This window comes from Olivibacter sp. SA151 (assembly GCF_054130995.1).
In genome coordinates this window covers 126148-144726 of sequence record NZ_CP096391.1, presented here as the reverse complement: position 1 = coordinate 144726, position 18579 = coordinate 126148, and the positions used below count along the sequence as shown (strand labels likewise).

The window sequence follows — 18579 nt, the reverse complement described above, 5'->3', positions numbered from 1 at the left end:
ATAAATCGTGCGTTTCGTCGTATTTTTATAGACAGCAGCAGACAAATTATTAAATCGCTCCTGGATAGTTTCATCCCTTCGTTGGGGAGTGAAGCCTTATATATCGTTGATAATAAAAATGATGATACTACTTTCTCTTCGCAAAAGGCATTTCGTAAACATTCTTTGGCTATCCATTCTCTTATTAAGCGCTTGTAAAAAAAGCGATGATCATGAATTACCCGGCATCCAAATTACTTCCGCTGAATATGACGGAAAACTCCTTTTCGTAAACAAAAACAACTTCCAAATAACGACGAACAGGGATGCTATCTTTAGCTCCGATGATAGTCGTGTCAAGATGGATGCTAACGGTTTAGTAAAACGCCTAACCTCGGGAGAGGTGGTTGCTATTGATATTGCTCCCAAAGAACAACCCGAAAACAAAACGCGCTTTTATCTATTGGGGGCTACCGACACAAACCATGATAAGCCCCAAATCACCTATAATGGAAAAGGAGCTACTGACACTTATAATTCCTACTTAAAAGGTTGGGCAACCTTACAAAAATTGCCTGTTAGTAACGAGACATATGCGCTTGTTTTACGTCATGCGGATGCCGATCAGGGCGTGGATTATTCTTTAAATCATGATGATGCCGGTCCGGCTAACTGGTGGAAATCAAAGGACAAAGCACTGGCACGCCAATTGAATGAAGAAGGGCGGATCCGCGCGCGCGAGTTAGGGGCCAATCTTAAAGCGCTTGGCTACCCTATTAGTCGGGTCTACGCCAGCGAATTCAATCGTGCAATAGAGACGGTGGAACTGATGGAACTTAATTTGCCGATCAAACAAGATAGTTTGCTGAATCATCCTTCACATAATAAAGGAGATCTGTTTAAGGGCTTAATTAGAATATTGCAAGGAACGCCAATAGATAACAAAATCACTTTGCTATCCACCCATCATCCCATTAATGAAATTATCATTAGTGGCGGTTATCCAACATTTCCCGACGTCTCTCCTTTCAACTGGACCGGCATGTATTTCGTAAAGATCGCCCCCGACAAAACCCTTACCTATGAAGGCGCTGTCTCTTGGGGTATGGTGAATTATTGGAGACAGTTATCCAAACCATAAACCAGCGGAAAGTTAATGTATATCCATTCTAAATAAAAAATTCCTCTTCTATCCATAAAGAAGCTGCATTTATTAACGGCATAAGCCCTATCTTTGAGGAAGTTCAGTAGCCCTGAGTTTACGTTTTATCATTTTAATAAACGCTCGTTATGGACGATTTCCTCGCCGCCCGTTCTCAAATGGCCCTCTCCCTTGGCTTTCATATTATCTTTGCCTGTATTGGTATGGTAATGCCCTTCTTTATGGCCATTGCCCATTATAAATGGCTTCGGACAGGCGAACAGGTATATAAAAACGTCACGAAGGCGTGGAGTAAGGGAGTCGCGATTTTTTTTGCTACGGGGGCTGTCTCCGGTACGGTACTTTCTTTTGAGCTAGGTTTGCTGTGGCCAACCTTTATGGAACATGCCGGGCCTATTTTTGGAATGCCTTTTTCACTGGAAGGAACGGCTTTTTTCATTGAGGCTATCGCTTTAGGATTCTTCTTGTATGGATGGGATAAATTCAATCCGTGGTTTCACTGGTTTACAGGCGTTATTGTAGGGGTAAGTGGTTTGGCTTCAGGTATACTCGTGGTGGCGGCCAATGCATGGATGAACAGTCCGGCGGGTTTTGAATATATTGATGGCAAATACACCAACATCAATCCAATAGATGCTATGTTCAATGATGCCTGGTTTTCACAGGCGCTTCACATGACCCTGGCGGCCTTCGCAGCAACCGGTTTTGCAGTCGCGGGGGTTCACGCGTTTATGATCAAAAAAGGAAAGAACATCAATTTTCACGAAAAGGCTTTTCGGATTGCGGCTATTTTTGCCACCGTTGCTGCGGTATTGCAACCATTGAGCGGCGATATATCGGCAAAAGATGTTGCAAAGAGACAACCTGCCAAGCTTGCAGCAATGGAAGCGCATTTCAAAACAGAAAAAGAAGCTCCCTTAATTATTGGGGGTCTCGTAGATGAGAAGGCAAACGAGGTAAAATATGCCGTGAAGATACCTGGCTTATTAAGTTGGATGGCTCATGGAAATAGCAAAGCAACTGTTACCGGTTTAGATCAAATCCCAAAAAATTATCATCCTCCAATAGCTATTACACACTATGCCTTTCAGGTAATGGTAGGACTCGGCATGCTGATGCTGTCACTTTCTATCATTTATTTCATCACCCTGGCTAAGAAGCGCTCATGGCTGCGTAGCCCCTGGCTCTTAAACTTATTCATCCTCGCCATTCCCTTAGGTTTTATTGCTATTGAGGCGGGATGGATGGTCACTGAAATTGGGAGGCAGCCTTGGATTATTTATGGTATTATGCGAACTGTTGATGCAGTTACGCCCATGCCCGGAATCGTTTATTCTTTTTATTTATTTACAGCCGTATATGTTTCCTTGTCGATCATCGTAGCGTTTCTACTTTACCGGCAAATTAAGATGGTTGGGCGGGTTTATGATGTGTAGAAGCTATCGGAGATCAGCTCTCGGCTCATTAAAGAAAGGAATAAAATTAGTATTAAAGATTGAACCTAGCTGACAGCTGGTAGCTGAAAGCCGAAAACCGTTAACATGTTATACACAGTCATCGCATTTCTTTGGACCTCCATTTGGTTATACCTGCTATTAGGCGGGGCAGATTTTGGTGCCGGTATTATTGAATTAATAAGCAAGCGCGAGCATAAAAGCAAGACACGGCATACCATGTATCGTGTTATCGGTCCCATTTGGGAGGCAAACCACATGTGGCTTATCATAGCCATTGTTATTTTGTTTGTGGGCTTTCCGAAAATTTATACAACCATGTCCATTTTTGTCCATATTCCGTTGACGGCCATGTTGCTGGGAATTATCGCAAGGGGGACAGCCTTTGTTTTTCGAAATTACGACGCTGTTGAAGATCGTATGCAAAGCATATACAATCGCATTTTCGTTTACTCCAGTGCTATTACCCCCTTTTTTCTTGGCATCATTGCCGCAAGCACCGTCAGTCGTAAGATTGATATAGGAGCCAGCGACTTTTTATCCGCTTATGTCTACAGTTGGCTAAATAGTTTCGGAATTGCAGTGGGCCTTTTTACAGTTTGCATCTGTGGATTTTTAGCCGCCATTTATATTATTGGCGAAGTGCATTCTTCAGATGATAGACAGCACTTTATTCGTTTGGCTAAAAAAATGATTGTAGCGGCTTTCGTGGCAGGAGGACTTGTTTTTATTGCTGCACATTATGAGCAAATCCCTTTGTTGGATTGGATTTTCGGACATTGGATAGGTTCATTGGCGATTGGAGCGGCCAGTATTTCCTTAATCTTCTTGTGGATATCTTTAAGTAAAAATCGAGCGATTCTCATCCGTTTATTGGCAGGCTTCCAGGTAAGCATGATTTTGCTGGCCGCCACCTACATTCACTTTCCAAAGATAATCCTTTTGAAAGGAGGCGCGTCGCTATCCCTAGTTGAAGATGCCGGTTTAAATAAAACAATAGAAGCGTTGGCCTGGGCACTCCTACTGGGAAGTATTTTTATTTTGCCGGCCCTATTTTACCTAATTTATAGCTTTGAAAAGAAGAAGGGCATTGCCCATTAAAAAAAGAGAAGGCCAACACCATCTGCCTGCCTTCTCTTTTTAGAAGCTATAAGTAACCGTTAACCTGTAATTTCTTGGAGCTTCGGTTTGCCAATAATAGCTGCTCAACCAGTTATAATAGGAGCCACTAAATAAATACTTATCAAAGATATTAAATGCATTGGCCGTTATACGCATTTTTTTTCCCTCCCAAAAAATCCCACCGTCTACCTTATGGTAGTTCGGTAATCTACGTTGCCCTTCACCCCAATTGTCCGTTGCGCGATCAAATAATCCTGTATAGCCTGCTGATACACCGAGGCCATTTATTGCTTTGAATGGCAATTTATAATTTACCCATCCATTAATCACATGTTTGGAGAAACCAGGCATTACTTGCCCCACTGTCACACTTGTTACACCTGGAGTTACTTTGTTAACTTTTGAATCGGTGTACGCATAATTTGCAATAATGCTCAAATTAGAGCCAATACTTCCCCTTACGTCAAATTCGAAACCCTGCGCCTTTTTCTGCCCTAAAACAATGCTGGTAGGGTTAGTAGGTGTACTATTCGGACCAGTGGTAAGCTCGTTGTTTTTCAATATCCTATAAACAGATAATGTCGTATTTAGGCTACCCCCAAACCATTCATTCTTGATGCCAAGTTCAGTATTATTACCCGTTATTGGTTTCAATTTTCCATCATTCTCAATTGTTCCTGAAGCACTTTGTGGGACAAAAGATTGGTCGTAAACGGCATAAACAGAAGTCGTTTGGTTGATGGAATAGCTTAGTCCTAATCTCGGTGTGAAACGTTTAGCTTCATCGGCACTTTCACCATAGTATTGGCGGACATAGGTGTAGCGTCCTGCTAAAGTCAACCTTAGTTTATTCTCAAAAAATCCTAATTCATCCTGAAAATATAATCCTGTATAACGTTGACCTTGTAAACCACCTGCAGCTAAAGCCCTCGCCTCTAAACTGGTGCTACGATCAAAATTTGGGAGTCCGTTGCTGGGGATTCCGTAAGTGGGATTAAGTGGATCGAAATACAAGGTAGCGCTATCACGGTCTAAATCATGTGATTGTCCCCAATCGGCAATATAGGTCTTCTTGCCCATATCAACACCAGCTAGAATACGGTGCCGAACGGAACCCGTTTGTACATCACCATTTACAAAAACCTGTCCGAGCCCCATACGACCTTGGGCGTCCCAGATACCTACATTTCTAATCAATGTTCTATCAGCATTAACTTTTGAGGGCCAGGAGCTGTAGCCAACCTGATCATAGAAGAAATACGATCCCTGTGCAGTTAATCTCCAATGATCATTAAACTTATGTTCCAAGGTTAGAAATAAACTGTGGTCATCGATATTGGTGGGTGGAATACCCGGATTCGTCATGGTAAAATCTACCGGTAGCGTGGCATAGCCGCCCGCCTCCGGCCCGAACACATAGTAAGATCCAACCTCGGTCATCCGTACATGCTGCAAGGTATATTCAGCGGTAAGCTTGGTTTGCTCATCTACTTGATAAGAGATGACGGGAGCAATACTATACCGATCATTATACTCATAAGGACGATGCGAGGCCTTATTCTGGCCCATAACATTCAATCTATACAAGAGCTTTCCGTCCTTACTTAATTTTCCATCCAAATCGAGTGTTCCTCTTAATAAGTCAAAGCTTCCTAGCGTAAAGCTCGCTTCGCCCTTTGTAATACCGGTAGGCTTTTTGGTGACAACATTATACAATCCGCTTGGATCACCATTAGCCAGCATAAACCCGGCGGGTCCTTTGACAAATTCGATATGGTCAACAAAGCTCATGTCTTCGGTTAGGGGCCCCCAGTAAGAACCGACAACATTAAACCCATTTCTAAACGCTTGGATCTGCGAACCACGCATGTTGATGTTCGCATACAAATCACCCCAATGCTCTAAGCGAACAGCTCCGCTAACGTTGCGAATCAGCCCGTCACTCATACTAACGATTTGTTGATCGGCCAACACCTTATTGGTCACAACTTGAATATTTTGAGGGATTTCCAATAATGGTTCATTTAAGCGCAAGCTTGTTGAAGTAGTATCGACCTTATACTGCTTCTTCTGACTGGAAATAACGACCTCTTGGAGTTGTTCATTGGTTGCCTGCACTACAAAATCTTCAATCAGTTCGTTTCCATCGAAATGAATGAGCCGTTCTTGTTTTTGAATACCGACAGCTGATAAAATGAGCGTATGCTCGCCTGCCTTGACACCCTGAATTTCATATCCACCTGCGCTATTTGTTTTTCCCCCGATTCGGGTACCTTTAATCCAGAGGGATATACCCGCCGCCGGTTCGTTTGATTGATTGCGTACAGTTCCTTTAATTTGCGCATGGGCCAAATGCATAAAACAAAAACTAAGTACTACAATTAGGTTGAATGATAGTAGTCTTTTCACTTTATTTAGAATAAATCTAGTTAAACAAATTGAGCACAAACCTACAATTTGTTTCAAAATTTGTCAATACATTTTTAGACTTATTTTAAATAAGCAATTAGTAGGACAGTTTTAGCTATCAGCAATCAGTCTAGTCTTAGTTTTTACTATTGCCGAAGCTAAATCAGAAGAGTTAGGAGATTACCTAAAATCCTCATCATCCAATTCGTCATCTTCATCCTGTTCAAATGACGAATTGAAAAGACTACCGAACATATCTGAAAAGGCAAACCCTCCGTTCATGATGTTTTTGTTCAATTGAGAATATTCCGCCAATCCGTGCAGAACGAACTCCATCAGAAGCAACTTTTGGTTGTCACTTAGCTTTTTGTGAAACTCCTGAACAACAGTTTTCAATCCAGGCACATGATTTAGAATCATGGCATATTCTTCCGTAGATAAAGCATCATTGATATCCAATTTATTGCCCGCCGTAAACCAATCGATAATATCTTGATATGGATTCGTAACCTTTGTTTTCTTAATTTTCTCAGGATCGGGGAAGTATTGAGCAAACAATGTCTTTATTGCGTTACTGATTAGTTTATTCGCAACATGAATCGGCCCCTCCAATTCGCCTTCATAAACCAGTTCTATCTTCCCTGTAATAGCTGGAATGATCCCTATAAGATCAGATATCCTGGCAAAAGTTTTTTCTTCTTCGGATATAAGCATTCGGCGCTCGGCGGTACTTACTAAATTTTCATAGGCCGAGATTGTCAGACGTGCAGATACACCGGATTTCTGGTCTATAAACTCGCTTTTTCTCGCCTCAAAAGCCACTTGCTCAATCAAGTTTTTCAGTAGGCCGTCGACCTCAATTAAGCTTTTCTGCTGGGGAGAAAGCCTTGCTTCCTGAAAGGTAATCGCTCTCGATACATCAATTGTTTTTGGATAATGTGTTAATATCTGACTTTCGATCCGATCCTTTAGGGGGGTTACAATGGACCCACGATTTGTATAATCTTCCGGGTTAGCGGTAAACACAAACTGGATATCCAACGGTAACCGTAACTTGAAGCCTCGAATCTGAATATCCTTCTCTTGTAGCATATTAAAAAGGGCTACTTGTATCCTTGCCTGCAAATCCGGTAATTCATTGATTACAAAAATACCTCGATGTGCTCTCGGTATCAATCCAAAGTGGATAACACGTTCGTCATTATAGGTAAGTTTTAGGGTAGCTGCTTTAATGGGATCGATATCACCTACCAGATCAGCAACGGTCACATCCGGCGTTGCCAGCTTTTCCGTATAACGCTCGCTCCGATGCAACCATGCGATTGGTGTATCTTCGCCTTTCGCCGCTATCTCGCTCTTGGCGAACCAGGAAATCGGATTCAAGGGATCATCAAATATTTCACTTCCTTCTACATAGGGTATATATTCATCCAATAGGTTAACCATTAGACGTGCTATTCTTGTCTTTGCTTGGCCCCGAAGACCTAGTAAAAGGATATTATGACGCGAAAGGATAGCGGTTTGCAGTTCAGGTATAACCGTTTCATCATATCCCAAAACGCCTTCAAAACCCTCTTCTTTACTTTTTAACTGTTTGATCAGATTTTCTCTTAATTCTTCTTTAACGGATTTACTTTTATATCCAGATGCTTTTAACTCACCTAATGTTTTGATCATAGTTATATTATTAGCTATCAGCCGTAGGCAATCAGCTTTCGGCAGATTTAATTCATACTAAACCTTTTATTACTAATTTACCCGAGTTAGATCAATTACAGGGTAATCAGTCATTGATATTCCTTCGTTACGGACAACAATCTTAATTTTCCTTCTGAAAACCGATAGCTGATTTCTGACAGCTATTTTATCTCACCGTCCGCCTTCTATTCCTAATGTAGTCCTCGAAAATATATTCACCTAATCCCGTTAAAGAGCTGTAGAAGGCTTTCCCGCCATTCACTTGGGTAAATTGTCGGACAAACTGCTGTAAATAGGGATCCCGAGCTATCATAAATGTGGTGATAGGTATCTTTAACCGTTTGCATTGTGCCGCCATGGTGAGTGTCTTATTAATAACCTTGCGGTCTAAACCCATACTATTTTTATAGTACCTTCCGTTCTCCTTCAAGCAAGTTGGTTTGCCATCTGTGATCATGAAGATTTGCTTGTTATGTGTTTTGCGTCTTCGCAGCAAATCAGTCGCCAATTCCAAGCCCGCATAGGTATTCGTATGGTAAGGCCCTACTTGCAAGTAGGGCAAATCTTTCAATGCGATAGGCCAAGCATCGTTTCCAAAAACTACGATATCGAGTGTGTCCTTTGGGTACTTAGTTCGGATCAGCTCTGCTAAAGCCATCGCAACTTTTTTCGCCGGTGTAATTCGATCCTCTCCGTACAAAATCATGCTGTGCGATATGTCAATCATCAGCACTGTGGAGGTAAGTGTCTTATAATCTCTTTCCTCGACTTCTAAATCACGCTCCGTTAAGGTGAAATTTTGCAATCCATGATTAATCTGCGCATTGTGGATGGAAGCTGTTATGTCAATTTGGTCAAGACTATCTCCGTATTGGTATTCCCTCCGATCAGCATTTTTCTCCTCACCCACTCCGCTGCGATTACTTCCGTGGTTTCCCTTGCCTGATTTTTTTAATTTCCCGAAGATTTCCTCTAAGGCCGACTGCCGAATAGTTTGTTCCGTTTTAGCCGTAATTTGGAATGAGCCATCTTGCGGATTCTCTTGAAGATAGCCCTTATTTTTAAGGTCCTCAATAAAGTCTCCCATTCCATACTCATCGGTCGTCAGATTATACTGCTTATCCAGCTCATTCATCCATGCTAACGCTTCCGCCGCATCCCCCGCCGTATAATTAAGTAATTGACTAAACAATTTTAACAGACTATCGAAGCCCCCTTTTGGCATATCTGTCGGAACGAATTCCGAAAAGCGAAATCCTCTCATAGCTGCTCCTTCCTTTTCTTATATTGAACACTTATCCGAAGATAAAAGTTTCCTTGGAGATTATTTCTAAGCTAAAGGTCATTTTTAGCTATAGGTCTTCAGAAATCAGTGTTCAGCTATCAGCTCCTACTTAAGTTAAGACTGATAGCTGATCTCCGAAATATGAAAGCGCTCTTACAGCTTCACTACACAGCCGGTATCCGCGCTTTCGATAGCCGCTTCAATCAACTTCATCGTTTGAACACCCTCTGCCGCGGTAACCGGTTCTATTTGATTATTAACAATAGCCTGGTAAACTCCTTCAAAGAAATCCAGGTAGTTTCCTCGTTCAGAAGGGACCCTTTCCCTGAATGCCTTACCATCACGTTCAGCATGCAATATTCCCCACTCACTTTCCGGCTCTTCACACCAGTTATCTGTATTGGGTTTCTCGCCCGCTAGCAACCTATCCTCTTGTTTATCTGCCCTGCTTTTCAGAAAAGAGCCCTCCTTGCCATGTACAATATACGAGGGAGCCATTTCCCGTGCAAGAAAGCCGCCCTTTAACCGTACTCTTTTATCTTCATAATACAAGATTAATTCGAAGTAATCATTTACCTGCGAATTGGTTCGCATTATAGCTAGATCAGCGAAGAGCGCCCTTGGATAGCCAAAAAGGGATAAGGCTTGATCAATCATATGAGGACCACGATCTCTTATCAAACCTGCCGCCGGCGAAGGTTCCTCTAAATGTGCCTTCGTATTTAATTTAGGCAAATAAGCTTCATAAGAAAATGTAACCTCTACAATTTCGCCTAAAACACCTGATTTTACGATCTTCTTCACTGTTTTAAAATCACTGTCCCATCGCCGGTTTTGGAAAACCGCTAATTTAAGGTTACGCTCCTTAGCTAACGCTTCTAATTCCATTGCTTCGGCGGCTGTAATCGTAAAAGCCTTTTCAACAACAGCGTGTTTACCTGCTTCGAGCACCTTCTTTGTAAAATCGTAGTGTGTACCGGTAGGGGTATTGACAATTACCAGTTCGATTGATGCATCGTTTAAAATGGATTCAAACGACGGATAACTAGCAACCGTTGGATAGTCTTTTTGAATAAGCTTTTTACTTCGTTCCCACGAGCCTGTTAACTCAAAGCCCGGATGTAAATCTATGAAGGGCGCATGGAAGACGCTCCCTGACATTCCGTAAGATAATAAAGCAGTTTTAATGGTATGCATCGATAAATTCTATTGGTTTTATTTCAAACCTAGTCTATTTTTCCGAACTTTCGGTTCTTTGAAACAAATTTATTAGGAATCAGTTATCTTAAAGTGAAGAATAGATGAAATTGTTCTCCTTTTTTCAATAAACGAACCATGGATACGATTAACCTAAAAGTAAATGGAAAAAACTATTCATTACGGGTCGGCCCTGACACTCCCTTACTTTACGTGCTTCGAAACAATTTACAATTAAACGGACCGAAATACGGTTGTGGCGTTGAGCGATGCGGCTCCTGCATGGTACTGATAGATGGCATAGCCATGCCCTCCTGCAAACGACCCTGCCACTCCCTAGCGGATAGTTCTATAACTACCTTGGAAGGTATTAGCCAAGGCGAACAGCTCGATACGATTCAGGAAGCGTTTATTAAGGAGCAGGCGGCCCAATGCGGCTATTGCATTAACGGGATGATTATAGCCTCCAAAGCTTTGTTACAGAAGAATCCCAATCCCACGGATGAGGAAATCCGAATAGCCTTACAACGAGTATTATGCCGATGTGGTAGTCATAATCGGATTATGCGGGCGATTCGTCGTGCCTCGCTTACAGTAGAAGGATCGCTATGAACAGAAAAGAGTTTATATCGACCACCGGCCAGCTGATTATTGGTTTTCATCTTTTACCCTTTCTTTGCTGTAAACCTAGCAAAGGAGGGGCTAAAATTGCCCGAGCGATAGATAGCAACAACATTGATGCTTGGTTAAAATTATCCGACGAAGGAAAAGTAACCTTGTTGACCGGAAAAATGGAGCTTGGCCAGGGAATCCGCATTGCGCTGAAACAAATAGCTGCAGAAGAATTGGATGTCGACCTTAGCCGCATTCACATCATTATAGCTGACACGGAACGCACACCAGATGAACGATATACTGCCGGAAGCGCTTCTATTGAAAATAGTGGAATGAGCATACGCCAAGCGGCGGCAGAAGCACGTTATCGATTGATTAGAATGGCCGCGGAAAAGCTTCGTAGCCCATTTACTTCATTGATTGTTAACGATGGGCTCGTTCTTGATCCATCGCAACCCGACAAATCGATTAGCTATTGGGAACTGCTAAAAGGGAAGGCAATCCAAGGAACGATTTCGGGTAATGCACCCCTTAAAAATCCAAAAGATTATCGACTTATCGGAAAAAGCGTGCCACGAGAAGATATACGTACCATGGTAACCGGAGCTTCTTACTATATACAGGACCTCCGTTTTCCCGATATGCTGCATGCTCGGGTAGTTCGCCCCCCTTCTTATGATGCCAAGCTTCTATCTTTCCCGGAAAAGGAGGTTGCAAAAATGGATGGAATAAGAAAAATTATCAGGAACGGCGATTTTCTGGCAGTAGTGGCTCAAGAAGAGTATCACGCCATTCGGGCATGGGAATACCTTCGATCCTTCAGTAAATGGAAAACAGGCGTTTTACCTTCTCAACAGATCCTGTTTGAAGATATGGTACATCGGAGCAAAGAAGTAAAAGTGGTGGAAGCAAAGGGAGACCCAAATAAACCTAATTTAACAACCATCGAAGCCACTTATACCCGTCCATATCATATGCATGGATCCATCGGCCCATCGTGTGCACTAGCTAGGTGGAGTTCAAAGGGATTAACCGTATGGACACACAGCCAAGGCGTTTACCCACTTAGGAAGAGTCTATCGGACCTGGTGGACTTACCTGAAGAATCCATTCATGTCATTGGTGTCCCCGGATCCGGTTGCTATGGTCATAACGGCGCTGATGATGTAGCGGCTGACGCTGTCTTAATTTCGCAAGCATTACCGGAGAGCACTATCCGTCTACAATGGATGCGCGAGGATGAACATTGCTGGGAACCGTACGGATCAGCTATGCGAATCCAGCTAAATGGAAGTCTCCATGAGGGAAAAATAAGCTATCTTGAAACCCAATTATGGTCAGATACCCACAGCGTCCGCCCTGGAGGACAAGCTTCGTTGCTACTTGCAGCACAGTACATCCATCCGAAGAGACAAGCTGAAAAAAACGGCGTATCCGGTGGGGCTTATCGAAATGCGATCCCGCTTTACAACACGGATAGTCTAAAAGTGACAGCTCATGCCTTCCAAGGTCCGTTAAGAACGTCCGCACTGCGAAGTCTCGGTGCCTATGCCAATATCTTTGCGTTGGAGTCTTTTATAGACGAGCTGGCATCGCGCGGTAAACAAGATCCTGCAAGCTTCCGTTTAAAACACTTGAACGACGCACGAGCCATTGCCGTGATAAAAGCGGTATGCAATAAAGTCAATTGGTCGCAGCGAAAGGAGCGAAAAGACTACGGTTTTGGGCTAGCATTTGCCCAGTATAAAAATCACGCGGCCTATTTTGCAGTGATTGCTGAGGTTGCAGTAGATCGCAGTCGTAAAACTTTTAAGCTCACTAAATTAACCGGTGCTATTGACGCCGGTCAAACGATCAATACTGACGGGCTAAAAAATCAAACTGAGGGCGGTATGATACAGTCGGCAAGCTGGACCCTATTCGAGGAGGTGAAGTATTCAGCGGATGGTATACAAAGTGATACATGGGAAAGCTATCCCATTATGCGCTTCTCTGACGTTCCTGAAACTGAGGTAATTGTTATTGATAGACCGGAAGAAAAACCAATGGGTGCCGGCGAAGCCGCACAAGGCCCTACCGCAGCGGCCATAGCCAATGCTTTGTTTGCAGCAACGGGCCAGCGCCTAAGAAATCTGCCTTTAAGGGCCAATAAATTGCAGTGGTAACCACCCCCTGTAGGAAGCTAATCGCTTTCCTCAAATTTTGTTTCCATGTACAACGCTTCCACTTTTTCCCTGGCCCATGGCGTTCTTCTAAGAAATTGGAGGCTTGATTTGACGCTTGGATTGTTAGCAAAACAATTTAAGCGTACTAAACGTGCAAGTTCTTTCCATCCATAGTGTTGTTCCAAACGCCTAACAACCATTTCCAAGGTAACTCCATGCAAGGGATTATTGGGTTGCTCTTTATGAAAATCTCGTGGCATCGATTAGTCTGCTGACAAAGTTTCTAAATAGGTTATAATGGCCATCACATCCTCTTCTCCAAGCCCTTTATCAAAGGCTTTTTTAAAGGTTTCGGCGAGGGGCTGAGCTAATGGAAAGTCGATTCCCTGCTCCACGGCCAATCGAAGGTCTTTCACCATATGTTTTAGCGCAAAGGCGGCCGGATAGCTATTAGTGACAATCGCGTTTGTTTTTAGTTTCGTTAACGGACTTCCGCAGGCACCTTCATTCACGATACGCAACATATCTTCGGCTTTTATTCCGTTTTTCTTCGCAAATAAAACGGTTTCAGCTAAACCCTCCAGCGTAAGAGCCAAAAAATAGTTGATCGCCAATTTTGCAGACGATCCGGCGCCCACACTTCCAAGCCAAAAAGACAGTTTTCCAAGTTTTTCGAAGATCGGTTGAGCAGCACGATAATTATCTTCATCGCCTCCTACGAGAATCAATAGTGTACCGTCTTCAGCCGGTTTAACACTTCCCGAAACAGGAGCCTCTAAAAACCTTGCGCCTACTGCCTTACTCATTTCTTCTAACTCATAGGACGTTCTGGGCGACACTGTGCTCATGTTTATAACAAGCTTCCCTTCCGCTTGGCAATTAAGTAAGCCGCCTTCACCTAGAAATATACCCTTCACGGCCTGATCATCGGACAGCATCGTAATAATAACCTCACTCTCTACACATAAATCCTTGATACTACTAGCTAAAGTGGCTCCGTCATTTACCAAACCTTCGGCCTTGGATGCAGTCCGATTGTAAACATTTAGAGCATAACCAGCTTTGAGCAAGTTTTTTGCCATGGGATATCCCATGTTCCCTAAGCCTATCCATCCTATCGTGTCGGTCATTTAAATCAATATTTCTGACATAAAGAGTTGCTTCCAACGAATGTTGAGATAACAGATAACAAAGATAATTGTTTAATACTTAAATACAATCACAGGCGGCTCCCTCGCATACCAGCACTTCTTCCAAAGGCTTAGAGGGGTTGATCAGCTTTTTTCGTTTAATAAAAGCAAAAGCGAAGAGGGCGCCGACGAATGCCATAGCAGCACCAACTACTGCCGGCCATGTATAATCAAAGTGATAGACGAGCGGCAAACCTCCCAAGAAAGCACCTAAGGCATTTCCTATGTTAAAGCTAGCTTGACTAACAGAAGCGGCAATCATCTCAGCCCCTTTGGCCGTATTGATCATTAGCATCTGAATAGGTGCTGCCAATGCAAAGGCTACTGCTCCGGTAACAAAGGTCATAATCAACGCTGTAACCGGATTGAAGGAAACAAAATGTACAATGATCAGCGTTATAGCCATTACAACCAGCAAAGCAGCAGAGGCTTTTCCGGGGGAAAAACGATCTGCCAGAAAACCTCCTAAAAGATTTCCAACCATCATTCCAACCCCTGCCAATACTAAAATGTAGGTTACCGCATCCGCTGAAAAACCGGCTACACTCGTCATCATTGGAGCGATATAGCTATACCAGCAAAACAAGCCTCCTGTTCCAATAGAGATCATAAATATAATCAACCAAGCTTCGGTTTTTTTAAAGAAACTAAGCTCGTTTTTTAAATTTCTGTCAGCATTAGCTGATAACGCCGGTAATAGGGTCTTCAAGCTAAACAAGGTAATCAACCCCACAGCTACGACGATAGCAAAAGAAAAGCGCCATGAGAAATTATGGCCAATGTATGTACCTAAAGGAACTCCGGCAATATTTGCAATGGTTAAACCTAAAAACATAAGGGAAACGGCTTGCGCCTCTTTTCCTTTTTTGGCTATACGGCTTGCTACGACAGACCCTACACCAAAGAAAGCCCCGTGCGGCAAGCCAGAAAGTAAACGGGCAATAAACAAGGAATTAAAATCCGGCGCAAAAGCAGAAAAAGCGTTAAAAGCCGTAAACATTACCATTAAGGCGATCAATATATTCTTTGGCGGATATTTACCGGCAATGGCTACCAATAAGGGAGCCCCAATTACAACCCCCAATGCATATGCGGATATGAGATAGCCGGCTTTCGGAATAGAAACCGCTAAATCGCGAGCGATATCGGGCAAAAGTCCCATCATCACAAATTCGGTTATCCCTATACCTAATCCTCCTAAAGTTAATGGAAGTAAGTTTTTGTTCATAAGCTACTTAGTGTCTAAAATACACTCTGCAAAGTTAGTACATTCTCATCCAACTTCTGCCATGCATTTTAAATAAATAGCTATGTTTGTTTCATATTTACACAGAGAAAACAATTTAACCATTTCACAAATGAAAAGAAACATAATCTTGCTAGCTTTAGCATTAGGTGTTAACACTATTTATGCGCAACAGAAACTCTTTAGCAAGCCTGAACAGTAGCAAAATGGGAACGAGGAGACCGATTCCCGCCTTTCACAATAAAGAAAATTTAGCTATTTTGGACACATGACTTTAGACACACACGAACAGTTTCCACTATTGAATCGCTGCACGTACGTTAATACGCCAGGTACCGGCATTTTATCAAAGGACGTTTTAGATTGGAGACGAAAACATGACGAAGCGTACTTCCGGAACGGAAGCTCTTTTCGGATAAACCAAGAGGACTTTCTTAAAGGAGTCAGAGAAAATTTGGCATCTCTATTTCAAGCGGATGCCGACTATACCTTTTTAGTTCCTAATTTCTCCTTTGGTATGAACACCTTTTTGGATGGCCTAGCCTCTTCCGAACGCTTCTTATTGCTAGAAGGAGATTATCCTTCGGTAAATTATGCCGTAAAGAGTAGAGGTTTCAAGGTAGAGACTGTCGAAGTGGATGAAAATCTGGAAGATCGCATATTGATAAAAATCAGCGAGTTTAAGCCTACGGTTTTCGCTTTCAGCCTCGTGCAGTATATAAGTGGCATCAAGTTAAATTTTGAATTCATTAAAAAATTAAAGGCCGAGTATCCCGAACTATTGCTAATTGCTGATGGCACCCAATATTGCGGTACAGAACGCTTTGACTTTAAAAATTCCGGTTTAGACTTTCTGGGAGCAAGCGGCTACAAGTGGATGCTTTCCGGATATGGTAATGGTTTTGTGTTCTTGAGAGGTCGTATTGCTGATCGATTGTATCGACTTGCATCAGGGCAGGAACTTCCAACAGAACCCTTCTTAAGAGGCAGAACGCATTTATCTTTATACTTTGAACCTGGACATCAGGATACCCTAACCTTCGGCACGCTGGCGCAGTCAGTCGCTTATTTTAACCAGATAGGGATGCAGACGATCGAGAACAGGATCCGAACATTATCTGTTCAAGCCTTCGCTGCGTTTTCCGATCGTGGCCTTTTGGCCAATAGCGTCATAAAACGGCCAATACATTCTTCCATTTTCAGTTTATCGATTGATGATGCTGTTCATAAACGGCTTCAAGAAGCAAACGTTGTTTGCATACGTCGTGGTTCGGGCGTACGCGTCGGATTCCACTTTTTTAATACCGCCGATGATTTAAATAAAATATTGGATATCCTTGATCAGTTTATCTGAGTGTTTCGAAAGTTAGCAAATAAAGTGATCATTTAGGGTTGGGTTTCTTTAGGAAGCGTATAAAAAAATGGCCTCACAAGAGGCCATTTTCATAAAACCAAACCTAAAATTGAACTCTTTGCCCCTTACTATCGATATAAAATTCTTCTTCTCCCTTTTTTACCCAAGCTTTCCCATCGATGAATATTTCCGCTTCATCGTAAATAAAAGGAACGACGACCTTGCCATTTTTATCTATAAAGCCAATCTTTTCACCTTTTTGTACATAAGCAACGCCGTCGACAAACAGCGATCCTGTTTGATAACTTGGTTGAACAATCACCTTGTTCGTGGTATCTATGAGGGCATACAGGCCATCCCTCATCGCCCATAAACGATCCGCATCCGCAACAAAAATCCCTTCATATTCCAATGGTATTATTTCTTTACCTGTCTTATCAACCGCGCCAAACTTGTCATCTCGAGAGACCGGCGCCAGACCGGCTCGATAACCATAACGGTCGTGATAGCGCGGTTCTACTATTACATTTCCGGCATCATCTTCTATACCCCATAGTTCACCATCGTCGGTCCAACGATATCCCTCGGCCAATTCATAATCTTCTTCTGCTTCCACCGTACTATCCACAGCCGCGGTATCGCCTGACAAGTCGAACGAGTCTTCTATGGTGTAATGAGCGGGTATGGTGAATAGGGTGTCGTCGACTAACTCTTCTTTAACAGAAGCTGCTTTAATACCTACATCCATACCGTTGGTATTCGTCGAAATTTTCAAGGCCATTCCCGGAATCTTTTCCAAATAATCATATTCACCCCAAAAAAGTTTCGGTAGTTTTTCGGCATACCAAATAGTCATATCTTGCTTAACATCGCCAACATTCATTTCCAATATGGCCTTCTTACAGCTAAAACCATGAATCTCCATAGTTTCATCGGAAAATCGCAATTCTCCATCCGCAGAACTTACCACAATCATGCTGTCACCTTTCATTTCTGTACTTACTTTCGGAGTCGCCAAAGCTGTACGGTATGCTGTTTCGGTTTCAGCATATAAGTTGTAAGAAATGCTGTCTTCTAAATTACTTATTTGAACGGAAGAAACGATCCCTTTTTGTTCAATTCGCATTTTGTTTGCTGTTACATAAGCCTTTAGCAAAGGCTCGCCTTCCTTTGCTCCGCTCATAGCCTTCCCTAATTCCATCATTGCCACCATTTGTTGTTCCTCCTCGGTCATAGTTTCCGAGTCCTTCCTTGGCATGTCAAAAGCGATGTCATATCCGACAACCCAGGCTTTTACTTTTTTTATTTCCTGTGCTTGCACGCTATTGAAACCGATTGGACAGATGAATAGGCCAACCAGCAAAAACAAACCTCTTTGTAATGTTTTTTTCATATAAAAATTGAATGATAGCGGTTCCTTAAATTTATTATAGGTTCCTTCTTGGCGCAAAAATAAGTAATGGTAGCTGCATCTCTCATCACGGGAAACAGGGGTTTTTAAACATCAGAGTGCCTATTCAAAATTAATAATTAACGCAAAGGTCCTATATTAAATAATGATCATTTCGTCAGTATCACGCAGTCAGCTGACACTAATTTATTAACCTAATTATCAAGTTTTTATCAACACAAAAAAGCATTTCGTCCCTAGGTTTTAAACTTTTCGTCAGGTTTTACTGTTTTCCCTACGTTCCGGCTTACAA

The 18579-nt window shown here is 42.5% G+C and carries 14 protein-coding genes; 6 read left to right on the top strand and 8 right to left on the bottom strand.

The genetic code is table 11. From position 1 onward, the window contains the following. The first annotated feature begins 118 nt into the window (after window positions 1-118). The 3 genes from M1D52_RS00545 to M1D52_RS00535 all read left to right on the top strand — a co-directional run bounded on the left by M1D52_RS00545 (window position 119) and on the right by M1D52_RS00535 (window position 3696). Window positions 119-1120 (top strand): histidine phosphatase family protein, encoded by a 1002-nt coding sequence (locus tag M1D52_RS00545; protein WP_377610067.1) that lies wholly within the window; start codon window positions 119-121, stop codon window positions 1118-1120. A gap of 149 nt (window positions 1121-1269) precedes the next feature. Continuing rightward, window positions 1270-2577 carry a cytochrome ubiquinol oxidase subunit I gene (locus tag M1D52_RS00540; RefSeq protein WP_437361495.1) on the top strand — a complete coding sequence of 436 codons (1308 nt, stop codon included), beginning with the start codon at window positions 1270-1272 and terminating at the stop codon, window positions 2575-2577. A 105-nt stretch (window positions 2578-2682) separates the two neighbouring features. Next, window positions 2683-3696: a cytochrome d ubiquinol oxidase subunit II gene (locus tag M1D52_RS00535; protein ID WP_437394010.1), complete on the top strand. Its 1014-nt coding sequence runs from the start codon at window positions 2683-2685 to the stop codon at window positions 3694-3696. Between the two features lie 39 nt (window positions 3697-3735). Here the strand turns inward: M1D52_RS00535 and M1D52_RS00530 are convergent, their stop codons facing one another. From M1D52_RS00530 to M1D52_RS00515, 4 genes are all read right to left on the bottom strand, one after another. After that, window positions 3736-6126, bottom strand: a complete 2391-nt coding sequence (locus M1D52_RS00530; RefSeq protein ID WP_437394009.1) for a TonB-dependent siderophore receptor — start codon at window positions 6124-6126, stop codon at window positions 3736-3738. Between the two features lie 180 nt (window positions 6127-6306). Beyond that, the gene (locus M1D52_RS00525; RefSeq protein ID WP_013664482.1) at window positions 6307-7803 is read right to left on the bottom strand and encodes a sigma 54-interacting transcriptional regulator; all 1497 of its coding nucleotides are present in this window, start codon (window positions 7801-7803) and stop codon (window positions 6307-6309) included. Window positions 7804-7990: 187 nt separating this feature from the next. Next, window positions 7991-9088, bottom strand: coding sequence for a vWA domain-containing protein (locus M1D52_RS00520; RefSeq protein ID WP_013664483.1), 1098 nt, complete (start codon window positions 9086-9088; stop codon window positions 7991-7993). A gap of 174 nt (window positions 9089-9262) precedes the next feature. Beyond that, on the bottom strand, window positions 9263-10306 hold the full coding sequence (locus M1D52_RS00515; RefSeq protein WP_437394008.1) for a Gfo/Idh/MocA family oxidoreductase: 1044 nt from the start codon (window positions 10304-10306) through the stop codon (window positions 9263-9265). A gap of 138 nt (window positions 10307-10444) precedes the next feature. On the opposite strand from M1D52_RS00515, the gene M1D52_RS00510 reads away from it, so the two are divergent. Both M1D52_RS00510 and M1D52_RS00505 read left to right on the top strand, forming a co-directional pair. Beyond that, window positions 10445-10918, top strand: a complete 474-nt coding sequence (locus M1D52_RS00510; RefSeq protein WP_437394007.1) for a (2Fe-2S)-binding protein — start codon at window positions 10445-10447, stop codon at window positions 10916-10918. After that, a complete protein-coding gene (locus M1D52_RS00505; RefSeq protein WP_437394006.1) occupies window positions 10915-13086 on the top strand; it encodes a xanthine dehydrogenase family protein molybdopterin-binding subunit in 2172 nt (723 codons plus the stop codon). Before M1D52_RS00510 ends, M1D52_RS00505 begins: the two co-directional genes overlap by 4 nt. 17 nt (window positions 13087-13103) lie before the next feature. Here M1D52_RS00505 and M1D52_RS00500 read toward each other — a convergent pair whose 3' ends face one another. The 3 genes from M1D52_RS00500 to M1D52_RS00490 form a co-directional block, all read right to left on the bottom strand. After that, entirely contained in the window at window positions 13104-13346 is a 243-nt protein-coding gene (locus M1D52_RS00500; protein ID WP_013664487.1) for a VF530 family protein, read from the bottom strand. Window positions 13347-13349: 3 nt separating this feature from the next. Further along, window positions 13350-14216 carry an NAD(P)-dependent oxidoreductase gene (locus M1D52_RS00495; RefSeq protein WP_437361482.1) on the bottom strand — a complete coding sequence of 289 codons (867 nt, stop codon included), beginning with the start codon at window positions 14214-14216 and terminating at the stop codon, window positions 13350-13352. A 79-nt stretch (window positions 14217-14295) separates the two neighbouring features. Then, complete coding sequence (locus M1D52_RS00490; protein ID WP_437361480.1) at window positions 14296-15504, bottom strand: MFS transporter; 1209 nt, start codon at window positions 15502-15504, stop codon at window positions 14296-14298. Between the two features lie 286 nt (window positions 15505-15790). Here M1D52_RS00490 and M1D52_RS00485 point away from each other — a divergent pair, with 286 nt between their 5' ends. Then, window positions 15791-16876, top strand: coding sequence for an aminotransferase class V-fold PLP-dependent enzyme (locus M1D52_RS00485; protein WP_437361478.1), 1086 nt, complete (start codon window positions 15791-15793; stop codon window positions 16874-16876). A 103-nt stretch (window positions 16877-16979) separates the two neighbouring features. Here the strand turns inward: M1D52_RS00485 and M1D52_RS00480 are convergent, their stop codons facing one another. After that, window positions 16980-18269, bottom strand: coding sequence for a WG repeat-containing protein (locus M1D52_RS00480; protein WP_437394005.1), 1290 nt, complete (start codon window positions 18267-18269; stop codon window positions 16980-16982). Window positions 18270-18579 lie beyond the last annotated feature (310 nt).

Excerpts from the sequence above, each read along its gene's own strand:
- M1D52_RS00545 (WP_377610067.1), top strand. The coding sequence starts at position 119 with ATGATGATACTACTTTCTCTTCGCAAAAGGCATTTCGTAAACATTCTT.
- M1D52_RS00540 (WP_437361495.1), top strand. The coding sequence starts at position 1,270 with ATGGACGATTTCCTCGCCGCCCGTTCTCAAATGGCCCTCTCCCTTGGC.
- M1D52_RS00535 (WP_437394010.1), top strand. The coding sequence starts at position 2,683 with ATGTTATACACAGTCATCGCATTTCTTTGGACCTCCATTTGGTTATAC.
- M1D52_RS00525 (WP_013664482.1), bottom strand. The coding sequence starts at position 7,803 with ATGATCAAAACATTAGGTGAGTTAAAAGCATCTGGATATAAAAGTAAA.
- M1D52_RS00520 (WP_013664483.1), bottom strand. The coding sequence starts at position 9,088 with ATGAGAGGATTTCGCTTTTCGGAATTCGTTCCGACAGATATGCCAAAA.
- M1D52_RS00515 (WP_437394008.1), bottom strand. The coding sequence starts at position 10,306 with ATGCATACCATTAAAACTGCTTTATTATCTTACGGAATGTCAGGGAGC.
- M1D52_RS00510 (WP_437394007.1), top strand. The coding sequence starts at position 10,445 with ATGGATACGATTAACCTAAAAGTAAATGGAAAAAACTATTCATTACGG.
- M1D52_RS00505 (WP_437394006.1), top strand. The coding sequence starts at position 10,915 with ATGAACAGAAAAGAGTTTATATCGACCACCGGCCAGCTGATTATTGGT.
- M1D52_RS00500 (WP_013664487.1), bottom strand. The coding sequence starts at position 13,346 with ATGCCACGAGATTTTCATAAAGAGCAACCCAATAATCCCTTGCATGGA.
- M1D52_RS00495 (WP_437361482.1), bottom strand. The coding sequence starts at position 14,216 with ATGACCGACACGATAGGATGGATAGGCTTAGGGAACATGGGATATCCC.
- M1D52_RS00490 (WP_437361480.1), bottom strand. The coding sequence starts at position 15,504 with ATGAACAAAAACTTACTTCCATTAACTTTAGGAGGATTAGGTATAGGG.
- M1D52_RS00485 (WP_437361478.1), top strand. The coding sequence starts at position 15,791 with ATGACTTTAGACACACACGAACAGTTTCCACTATTGAATCGCTGCACG.
- M1D52_RS00480 (WP_437394005.1), bottom strand. The coding sequence starts at position 18,269 with ATGAAAAAAACATTACAAAGAGGTTTGTTTTTGCTGGTTGGCCTATTC.